Source organism: Streptomyces sp. NPDC023527 (assembly GCF_055560115.1).
In genome coordinates, this window is sequence record NZ_JBVHJJ010000019.1 from 135951 (window position 1) to 144976 (window position 9026).

Here is a 9026-nt window from a genome sequence, read left to right on the forward strand (position 1 = left end):
TCCGCCGGACGGCAGCCTCGTGGTCCTCACCGGCTCCAGCGTTCCACCGGGCCGGAATCCGCCGTACTCGTCGTAGCGGAGGAGAAGAAAAGCCCTTCTGCTGCGCCGAGTTCTACCTATGGTTAACGAGGACATATCTCGAAGAGGGAGGGCTGTGATGGATGGAGGGGACCGGCAGTCGGGGGACGGGCAGGTCGGCGGGCCGTACTCCAGCCCCGGTGACCCGGGCAATCCGATGCCCGAACCGGACGACACCGACATCGACGACTAGAAAGCGGCCCCACGATGGCGATGACCGCCGAGGGCCTGCGCGCACGCTGCGCACAGGAGATGAGCCAAACCCCGCGCGGGTTCGCCGGCTGTGCCTGGCTTCACCGGGCCTTCCTGGAGGTATCCCGGGAGGCGTTCGTGCCGGACCGGGTGTGGTGGCCCGCCCGTCAAGACGACGGCCGCTACCCCTTGATCGACCGCAACGAGAAACCGCGCGCCTGGCTCAGGGCGGTCTACCAGCCCGGCGCCGCGCTCATCACGCAGATCGACGACGGCACCACCCCACCCACCGGCCCGGCCGACGGCACATTCACCTCCAGCATCTCCTCGCCCGGCGTCGTCATCGAGCTGCTGCGCCACTTGGCGCCCGAGCCCGGCGAGAACATCCTCGAGGTCGGTACCGGCACCGGCTACACCACAGCGCTCCTGGTCCACCGGGCCGGCGCAGCCTCCGTGGTCACCGTTGAGATCGATCCCCGCCTCGCCGCCCGTGCCGAAGGCCGACTGCGTGCGGTGGGCATGAGCCCGTGTGTCATCACGGGCGACGGCGAGCAAGGCCACGTCGGCGGTGGACCCTACGACCGCATCTTGTCCACCGCCTCGGTGCGGCAGATCCCCCGCGCCTGGCTGCGACAGCTCAAGCGGGGCGGCGTCCTGGTCACCCCGCTGGACAGCCCGTTCGGCTACGACCTGCTGGTGCGCCTCGTCGGCGACGGCCGCGGTGGCGCGGCGGGCGCCGCGGTGGCGCAGGTGGAGTTCATGCGGGTGCGCGGCCAGCGAGCGTGGCGCCCGTACGCGGAACTGGGTTGGCCCGAAAGGCTGGAGACCACACATTGGAGGGATCTGATGGTGAGAGCCGATCAGGGTGGTCAGCACATCACTGCTGCCGTCACAGAGGCCGCGGGCAACCGGTGAGTGTTCCAAGTTGAGGGGCGAGCCGCACCGCGGTCACGGTCAGCCCCTGTGACGGGGCGGTCCATACGGCAGCGAGATCCCGCACAAGGGACGCCGCCTGGAATCTTCACCCGGGCCTGACCGGGCGCCCGCCGGTGAGGTGCGCCTTGTGGATCAGGCAGGCGGCTGTCTTCCGCCCGTTCGGCCACGCCACTACCGTGATCCTCCGCACCACTGCGCGCCACAAAACAGTTGCACGGCGGGACTGCTGAACGCTCGGGGGAGGCGGCGATGGCGACGGCAGAAGGCGACGATACGGAAGCCGGGCTGCGACGGGATGCCGTGGGCGGGGCCCAGCTGCTGTTCCAGAGCGTGACGGCCATGGCGCCCGCAGCGGCCGTGGTGGCCTCGATTCCGGGTGGGGCGGCCTTCGCCGGAGGCAGCCTGCCGCTGGCCGTCCTCCTCGCCCTGGCCGCGTCGCTGCTCACGGCCTCCTGCCTGGGCGAGCTGGCCCGGCACCTGCCGGCCGCCGGTTCGGTGGCGACCTACGCCGCCCGGGGCCTGCACCCCGCAGCCGGCTTCCTGGTGGCCTGGGGGTACGTCTTCGCGGAGGCGCTCGTCGCACCGCTGGTGCTCCTCCAGCTCGGCTTCACCATGGCGGGTACGCTGCACCGCCAGTGGGCCGCGTATCCGGCGGACCTGTGGTGGCCGTGGGTCCTGGCCGGTGCGGCGACGGTCACCGCCGCCGGGTACCGGGGCATTCGCGCCTCCGCGCGGCTCGGCACCGTTCTCGGTGTCTTCGAGATCGCCGTCTTCGTGGTGATAGCGGTCCTGCTGATCGTCCGGGCGGGCACAGGCAACACCCTCTCCGTTTTCACCGCTTCGCACACCGCCCCAGGCCACTCCGCCGCCGGAGGGGTGTTCGCGGGATCGGTCTACTGCATGCTCGCCTTCGCGGGATTCGAGGCCGCCGCCCCGCTGGCCGAGGAGGCCCGCCGGCCCCGGCACACGGTGCGGCGAGCCATGGTGGGCGCGGCCCTGGGCGTGGGTGCCTTCTACGTCGTGACCACCTACGCCATGGCCGTCTATTACGGGCCCGGCCGGTTCGCGGAATTCGGCGCGAACGGTGATGCGTCGTGGGACGGGGTGGCCCGCGGGGCCTTCGGCCTGTTGTGGGTGCCGGTGTTCCTGGCGGTGGTCAACTCCTGCGTCGCCAACGCCAATGCCGGCGCCAACGCGGCGACGCGCACGGCGTACGCGTTCGGCCGTGCCGGACTCTTCCCACGGTCCCTGGCAACCGTCCACGCCCGGCACCATGTCCCGGTGACGGCCCTCGCGGCACAGACCGTCGTGACCGTCGCGGTGGCCCTGGGGCTCGGCTTCGCGTACGGCCCGGTCACGGCCTTCTACCTCATCGCCACAGGGGTCGTCATCGTGGTCATCGGCGTCTACGTCACGGCCAACCTGGCCTGTGCGGGGTACTTCCTGCGGCATGCGGGGCTCCGTCCGGTACGCCACCTCCTCGTCCCCGCCCTGGCGAGCGCCGCCCTCGTACCGGCTCTGCTCACGGCCACCGGGCTGCCGGTGTTCTCCTTCGTCACCCCGCTCCAGCCACCGGTCTCGTACGCGGGCGCGGCCGTGGGCGCGTGGATGCTGCTGGGGGCGGGCGTGCTGCTGGTGCTGCGACGACGGCATCCGGAGCGGCTGACCGGGTCAGTCTTTCAGGGCGTAGAAATGGATCGGTGAGTTCGGCTTGAAACCGATGCGCGGGTACACGGGGGCCCCGGCGGCGGTCGCGTGCAAAGTGGCGCGGGTCAGCCCGGTGGCCCGGGCACCCTCGTACAGCGCCTTGCGCGTGACCGCCTCGCCGTAGCCCCTGCGTTGCCACTGCGGGTCTGTGGCGACGAGCACGACGAAGAGGCGGCCTTCCGCTTCGACCGCACCTGCGCACGCCACTGGAACGTCCCCTCGCATGCCCAGGTAGGCGAACACCTCGTTCTTCCAGAGCATGGATCCGACGAGCCCATCGCGGCCCTCCTCCAAGGGAAAGCCGTAGGCACGTGAGTTGAGGTCCGCATAGGCGCGCAGCTGATCGTCGGTCGTCACCCGCACGAACGTCAGGTCCGGGTGGGCCGGCTCCGAAATGGGGAGTATGTCTCCGGCCATGCCCGTGGCAGGGAAGGCGTATTGAAGCCCCGCCGCGTCTGCCGCCGCGCCCGACGCGGAACGTGCCTCCTCATCGACAAGGTCTTCGAAGAGCCACAGGAAGCCCGGGTGCGTCTTCGAGCGCATGATGTCCGCTGCCTGGCTCAGGCGATGCCTGACGAGCTCTGCTTCCGCTCCCACATCGGTCAAAGTCACGCAGTTCCAGAACGAGAATCGGCAGTCGGCCCAGCGGACAGCGACGCCCGGAAGGTCACGCACATCCGCACGGGCATCGCGATCGAGCACCATGGCACGCCAGACGGCAGCGAGTTGCTCAACCGATTCGATGGACTCCGCGAGATCATTCACCGTACCTCCAGGAATTATTGAGCGTGCAGCAACACATGAACAGGTAATACACGACTCCGGCGCCCCTGGGCAGTGGACGGATGTTCCACCACTGCTGGTTGGTGTGGTCGGGCGGGCGACAAGGCTGGTTCGGTCGGTGGTGCCGTTGTACTGGGCGGCGAGGAAGGTGGCGTTGATACCCCCGCCCGGCGGGCGCCCCCCGGCAGACACCGGGCAGCTTTGCCCACCGACCGGCCTGCTGGTAACGTCACGCTCTTCGCCGGTGTCGGCCGCGCGGAGTTCCCTGGCAGGTCCCGGCATGTCCGAACCCCTCGCACTCGACCCCTACTCGATGTGGCGCGACGCGCTCGCCGAGCTGGACGAGGTCTTCGCAACGCCACCCAGGCTCGACCGTCCGGTCGGCGGGTGCACGTTCTGCACTCCGGAGTCGGAGCTGCGCGTTCTCGGCGGCGACCCCGCCGATGTGCCGGACGATCTCCTCGGACACTTCATGCGCGAGGTCGCCAGTCACTGGAACGCGGACCAGTACCCCGTCCTGTGGCGCCGCTTCATCCCTCGGGCGCTGCGCCGCTGGGGCCCGGACGGGAACGGTACCGACCCGTCGGAGGAGATGGGGCGCCTCGGCCTCGACGGCGCCCGGCTCGCGGACTGGCCCGCGGCTGAGCGCGCCGCGGTCGAGCGGGCCTTCCGGGCGCTGCTGCACATCGCCGTGACCGACGGCCGGCCGTACTGGGAGATCACCGATCTGATCGCGGGGATCGCCCATGCAACAGGTGGCCTGGAGCCGTGGCTGAACCACATAGCCAGGCTCGCCGGTCCTGAAACGGACGCCGGCGCAGTCCGCCTCGCCTTCGGCTGGGCCACCGAACTCCTTTGGGAGGACCTGAAGTTCACCTGGTGGTACGACGGCGACCCGCGGCTCATCGCCGCCTGGCTGCCCACCCTGCGCGCCCGCATCGCGGCCTTCGCCGTGCGGCACCCCCGCTGCAAGGACGCATCCGACGCGCTGATCGCGATCGGCGCGCTCGAGGACGACGGCTGGGGCCCCTGGCTCTACCCCTACGACATGCGTAGGCTCGGCGGCCCTGCGCTCATCGACCAGGGCTGAGGTCAACGGGCGGCGACGAAACCGCGGCCTGTTCGACTCTCCGCCGCGCCCCATTGCTGCGGCGCATCCCCGGGGTCCGGTGTGCACAAACTTGCCCGGCTGCTTGTGACCGCGACCGCTCGTGTACCGCCGCAGTGGTCTCATCCGGCTTCGCTCGTGATCGGCTGGACAGTGTCTGCGGCAGGCCCACCGAGTCCTGCGGAATCGCTGGGATCCGGGCTTCATGAGCGCTGCCGCTGCCCGACCGTGTGGGCGAATGGTGCCTGGGCGGCGAGCGGTGGGCAAGTCAACTCGCGTTATCGGACGGCTGGTTGGTCCGTTCGATGCTACAGTCGTCGGCCTGTCGTGCACATGACGTCGCGCCTTTTCTCGTGACGTCCCGGCACTAGGGGGAAGCCTTGCCCGCAAGTCGTCAACTCCTCACCATCGTCGCCGCCACCGGTCTGGTCCTCGCATCCGCGCTGCCCGCCGGTGCGGACGGTCCCGAATCCGGGGGCCGGCCCACGCCCTCGGCGGGGGCTGAGCAGCAGAACGCGGTCCTGTCCCTGGAAGAGCCGTTCCGGACCCCGCAGAACGCGGCACAGCGCGACTGGCTCGCCCAGCAGAACACGCTCGCCGCGAAGGTCGGCTGCGAGATAGGCCGGCAGACAAAGGACCGGCACTCCTCATGCTTCATGGAGTTCATCCCGTTCAAGGTGATCCAGCTCCCCAGCCGCCAGGAAATCGGCCGCGGACTCATCGGTTCGGCGAACACCACCAAGCTCGGCTACAAGTCCAGCACCTACACCCAGGATGTGAACCTGGGTCTCGTCCAGGCGTCCGGCGTGGCCACGGAGCTGTCCCGGGCCTCGGTCGCCATGGACTGCGCGGCGTCCTCCGGCGGCGGCTGTACGGTCACCGGCGGGGGCGGCGAGCAGTGGCTGCGCTACCCGACACAGAACCAGCACTTCACCTTCGAGGTGAAGTCGCCCGGCAAGAACATCAGCTACCACCAGCCGTCCGTGAGGGTCACGGTGTCGAACCTCGCCGCGCCGAACAAACTGACGCGCAAACTGGGCGACACCGCCCAGGTCCGCTGTGACAGCGAGCCCGTCGGCAGCGGCACCGGCCGCGGGTGCGTGAACTGGACCTACGACCCCACGTACACCCTCGACACCCGCGACCCGCGAATCACCCAGGTCGCCTGGCACGTGTACTGGGCACAGAACAACCTGCGCTACAAGTGGGGCCTGAAGGGGAAAGGACGGCCCTTGCACCACCTCTCCGACGTGGACGTCCAGGAGTACAACCGCCGTATCGCCTGCCCGCGCGGCAAGTATCCCGGCCGCAGCTGCGACGAATTCCCCTTCGCGGCCACCTATGAGGGCGCCGGCATCAACTCCGACTACTCCACTCACCCGGTGCCCCTGAGGCAGAACACCACCGAGGGCGGGTCCGAGTACCGCGGCAGGTTCCTGCGGGAGAACCGGATACTCGACTACGACGAGTACTGGGTACACGTCAAGCGTTGACCGCCGGAGAGAGGAAGCCGCCGATGCCGGGACCCCTGCGGGACGTACGCGCCCGCCTGTTCGTCGCCGAGGGCCAGTACGTGATCACCGGCGATGAGGAGCGGGTGCCCGGCATACGGCAGCCCGTGGCCACCGGCGTGATCATCGCCGCGACCGACGGTGCCCTGCTCCTGCCCGGCATGAACACCGGCGACATCTGGATGCGGGCCGAGACCTGGGCCGCGGCTCCGCCACTGGAGCTGTCCGGCTGGGACGACGTCGTCGAAGTCAGCTACCCCGCCACGACGGAGGCCCGGCTCCGCACGGGAGCCGGCGGCACGCACGAGGAACTCCCGGATCTCGCCTGGGACGGACCGGGCACCTACCGGCTGCGCGTCAGCACCCGGGGCAGGGACGCCGGAGCCGAAGCCGACTGGCTCGACGACGATGAGGAACCCGTCGAGGAACACCGCATCCAGTCCTGGCCCGCACCAGCTTCGCCACCCGTCGTGCACAAGGCCACGGACGAGCTGGGCGCGTACTGGCGAAGTGACTCCGACTGACGGTCGCGGCCGTTGCACAGACGTCCCTGCTCCGGCCGCCACCATGCGGCGGGACGTGAGCGGGACCAGGTGGTGGCCGCCCGCCTTATCGTTCAGATCAACGACCCAGGCACGGGACGGCCACATGATCGGCTGGACTGGCCCGAGCTGGGACGGGGCGAGTCATCGTCGCGGGGTGGGGAGGGTGGAGGCGGCGATCCGGCCCAGGAGAGTGGCAAGTTGCCGGGGCATGGAGAGGAACGGCGAGTGGCTGCTCGGCAGCCGGTGGACGGAATCGGCGCGCGTGGCGAGCTCGCGTTGCCGGGACGGCTCGAGCGCCTGGTCGCGGTCGCAGACGACGTAGCTGGAGGGTACGGTGCGCCATCCTGCCGTGGTCACCCGCTCCGTGAAGGACCGGACGCTCTGCGGGCGCAGCCGGGCCACGGCTCGGTCGGCATCGGCCTCGGGCACGTCGTCGAAGAGTATCCGCCGGGCGTCCTCGTACGGCGGGGCGTGGCCCGTGCCGTCGTTCGGTACGGGCGCTCCGAGGAACGTGAACATGCTTTCGCCCACGTCCAGTTGGAATCCGGCGAGGTATACCGCCCCCACCACGTTCGCGGCATCCGCGATGGCTTCCGTGGTGGGGACGCCGCCGTAGGAGTGGGCGATCACCACCACCGGGCCGTCGATGCGCCGGAGGCTGTCCCGGATGGCGTCCGCGTCGTCCAGCATGCCCACCGGGCGGGCGCCGTCGTGCCGGCCGGCCGGGGGATTGGCGCTGGGCAGGTCGACGGCGTGGGAGCGCCAACCGTCGGCGTCGAGCGCGGCGCGTACGAGGTCCCAGCACCAGGCTCCGTGCCAGGCTCCGTGGACCAGCAGGAAGGATGGCCGGTCGGTGTCGGCGTTCATGTGCGGTACCTCCGTTGTTCGAGCCGCGGATGGCGGGAGACTGTGGCGCGAAGCGGGCCGCCTCGCCCATGGGTCGCGGGCCGAGTGGCCCGCACTCAGGACCTTCGACGATACTGCTCGGCCCCTGCACCAGCGGCGGCCGGTTCGCGCGTCCGGGGTGGTCGGCTCGTCAGCGTGATCGACCGGACAACTCCCAGTCATCGCGGATGCGCCTGCCACCAGTTGGTACATGCCCGAGCATCGGGTGTTTCCGCGCTGGCTCGGCGCCGACTCGGAGTCGGAGCTGCTCACCGCCGCGGATGCCGTCCTCGCCGATCCCGACGTCGAGTGGGAGGACGTCGGGATCTGGGGGCGGATGGGCCCGCGGTCCTCATGGGCTCTCACACGCCGGGTGCCGAGCTCAATGAGGAGTACTCCGACGGCGGCCAGCTGGAGCAGGCGCCTGGAGTTTCAGCCGTCTTCACCGGGCGGCGTGCCGCAGCTTGGGCCGCCCGGGCCGTCGAACTGCACCGAGCTGAAGAAGCTCTGGTAGGTGGGGAAGAAGTTGCCCTTGCCGGTCGGGCCGGCGGAGGTAACGGCCGTGCAGCCGGTGTAGTTCGCGTCGGACCAGAGGTAGATGGTCGAGGACGTCCGGTTCCAGTCCGACTTGGCGCGGTCGTTCATGCCGATGGATGCGAGGTTCGGCGTGTTTCCCCTCAGGGTGACCATATCGCCGGTGCCGTCGAGACCCGAGAACATGCAGTAGTAGCCGTCAGGACACCGGTCGTACCCGTCGGCCGCGTGAGCCGTGGAGGCGGGCACCAGGGTGGCAGCTGCTGCAGCCACTGGCACGAGCAGTGCGCACAACGCGTTTCTCATTTACGCTCCTTGAACCGAAGCTTCGTGAACTTCTCGTGGGGAACGGTAAGTTGCGCGCACCGCGCGGTCACGCCGACTCGCCGGGAGCCCGGCCGGATCTGAGCGGACTCGGTTTGTCGCATCCCCACCCGTTGACGCAGGCCCCGGACAGGTCGCACTGGGCGAACGGCGCTCCCGCCAGCGAGCACTTCGAGAAGAGCGCCGGCCCCGTCGCGCGGGGCATAGCCCGGTGCGACCGCAGGCGCAGTACGCGGCCGTCAGGGAGATGGGTGTCGGGTAGGACCAGCTCCCGCAGGCTGTCAGCATGCATCGCCTGCTCATTGTCGGGCCACCCTTCTTTTTTCTCTTGTCGTGGTGGGTGTTGGCCGTGTGCTTGTTGGTGTGGAGGGGTGGGTGTGGCCCCCCTTGTCTGGGTGGCGGCTGTGTCTGCCCGCCGCCGGG

At 70.0% G+C, this 9026-nt stretch carries 9 protein-coding genes; 6 read left to right on the top strand and 3 right to left on the bottom strand.

All coding sequences use genetic code 11. The features are described 5' to 3' along the window. The first annotated feature begins 285 nt into the window (after positions 1-285). Together ACZ303_RS30625 and ACZ303_RS30630 are read left to right on the top strand one after the other, a co-directional pair. The gene (locus ACZ303_RS30625) at positions 286-1185 is read left to right on the top strand and encodes a methyltransferase domain-containing protein (RefSeq protein WP_467343736.1); all 900 of its coding nucleotides are present in this window, start codon (positions 286-288) and stop codon (positions 1183-1185) included. Positions 1186-1455: 270 nt separating this feature from the next. Then, on the top strand, positions 1456-2910 hold the full coding sequence (locus tag ACZ303_RS30630; protein WP_467343737.1) for an APC family permease: 1455 nt from the start codon (positions 1456-1458) through the stop codon (positions 2908-2910). Here the strand turns inward: ACZ303_RS30630 and ACZ303_RS30635 are convergent. Further along, a complete protein-coding gene (locus tag ACZ303_RS30635) occupies positions 2878-3678 on the bottom strand; it encodes a GNAT family N-acetyltransferase (protein ID WP_467343738.1) in 801 nt (266 codons plus the stop codon). The two genes, ACZ303_RS30630 and ACZ303_RS30635, sit on opposite strands and share 33 nt — an antisense overlap. Before the next feature lie 298 nt (positions 3679-3976). Here ACZ303_RS30635 and ACZ303_RS30640 point away from each other — a divergent pair, with 298 nt between their 5' ends. The 3 genes from ACZ303_RS30640 (at position 3977) to ACZ303_RS30650 (ending at position 6839) form a co-directional block, all read left to right on the top strand. Further along, a complete protein-coding gene (locus ACZ303_RS30640) occupies positions 3977-4786 on the top strand; it encodes a hypothetical protein (protein WP_467343739.1) in 810 nt (269 codons plus the stop codon). Between the two features lie 398 nt (positions 4787-5184). Then, positions 5185-6297 (top strand): NucA/NucB deoxyribonuclease domain-containing protein, encoded by a 1113-nt coding sequence (locus ACZ303_RS30645; RefSeq protein ID WP_467343740.1) that lies wholly within the window; start codon positions 5185-5187, stop codon positions 6295-6297. 23 nt (positions 6298-6320) lie between these two features. Then, on the top strand, positions 6321-6839 hold the full coding sequence (locus tag ACZ303_RS30650; RefSeq protein WP_467343741.1) for a hypothetical protein: 519 nt from the start codon (positions 6321-6323) through the stop codon (positions 6837-6839). A 162-nt stretch (positions 6840-7001) separates the two neighbouring features. On the opposite strand, the gene ACZ303_RS30655 is transcribed toward ACZ303_RS30650, so the two are convergent. After that, positions 7002-7727: an alpha/beta fold hydrolase gene (locus ACZ303_RS30655; RefSeq protein ID WP_467343742.1), complete on the bottom strand. Its 726-nt coding sequence runs from the start codon at positions 7725-7727 to the stop codon at positions 7002-7004. 199 nt (positions 7728-7926) lie between these two features. Between ACZ303_RS30655 and ACZ303_RS30660 the strand changes: the two genes are divergently transcribed. After that, positions 7927-8259, top strand: a complete 333-nt coding sequence (locus ACZ303_RS30660) for an Imm21 family immunity protein (RefSeq protein ID WP_467343751.1) — start codon at positions 7927-7929, stop codon at positions 8257-8259. Here ACZ303_RS30660 and ACZ303_RS30665 read toward each other — a convergent pair. Beyond that, entirely contained in the window at positions 8178-8585 is a 408-nt protein-coding gene (locus tag ACZ303_RS30665) for a peptidase inhibitor family I36 protein (protein WP_467343743.1), read from the bottom strand. The genes ACZ303_RS30660 and ACZ303_RS30665 overlap by 82 nt on opposite strands. Positions 8586-9026 lie beyond the last annotated feature (441 nt).

Excerpts from the sequence above, each read along its gene's own strand:
- ACZ303_RS30650 (WP_467343741.1), top strand. The coding sequence starts at position 6,321 with ATGCCGGGACCCCTGCGGGACGTACGCGCCCGCCTGTTCGTCGCCGAG.
- ACZ303_RS30655 (WP_467343742.1), bottom strand. The coding sequence starts at position 7,727 with ATGAACGCCGACACCGACCGGCCATCCTTCCTGCTGGTCCACGGAGCC.
- ACZ303_RS30640 (WP_467343739.1), top strand. The coding sequence starts at position 3,977 with ATGTCCGAACCCCTCGCACTCGACCCCTACTCGATGTGGCGCGACGCG.
- ACZ303_RS30630 (WP_467343737.1), top strand. The coding sequence starts at position 1,456 with ATGGCGACGGCAGAAGGCGACGATACGGAAGCCGGGCTGCGACGGGAT.
- ACZ303_RS30665 (WP_467343743.1), bottom strand. The coding sequence starts at position 8,585 with ATGAGAAACGCGTTGTGCGCACTGCTCGTGCCAGTGGCTGCAGCAGCT.
- ACZ303_RS30625 (WP_467343736.1), top strand. The coding sequence starts at position 286 with ATGGCGATGACCGCCGAGGGCCTGCGCGCACGCTGCGCACAGGAGATG.